The 300-nt window shown below is 67.7% G+C and carries 1 pseudogene; it reads right to left on the bottom strand.

Annotated elements, in window-relative coordinates:
* Positions 1 to 146: 146 nt before the first annotated feature.
* Positions 147 to 300: pseudogene (locus tag ACQG3P_RS19150) on the bottom strand (VOC family protein); the annotation flags it as partial.

The following is a 300-nucleotide window of genomic DNA, read 5'->3' on the forward strand; positions in this document are numbered from 1 at the left end:
CTGGCCGGCGCTGCCGAACATCTCCACGAACTGCGGCAGCAGCAGGGCCCCGAACAGGGTCACCACGAACGCCATGGCCACACTTGCGGCCACCCCCACCCACGGCAGGATGCCGGCCCTGCGCTGCAGGAGCGGATGGGCTAGGTTCACCCCTGGCTGGCCCCTTCCACGGAATTGATCCCTGCCTCGATCCGGTGACCATCCGGGTCAATGACGAATGCTGCGTAGTAGCCAGCGCCGTAATCCGGCCGCAAGCCCGCCGTACCATTATCTCGACCGCCGGCCTGGAGGGCGGCGAGA

The organism is Stenotrophomonas sp. SrG (assembly GCF_050031795.1).
GTDB lineage: Bacteria > Pseudomonadota > Gammaproteobacteria > Xanthomonadales > Xanthomonadaceae > Stenotrophomonas > Stenotrophomonas rhizophila_A.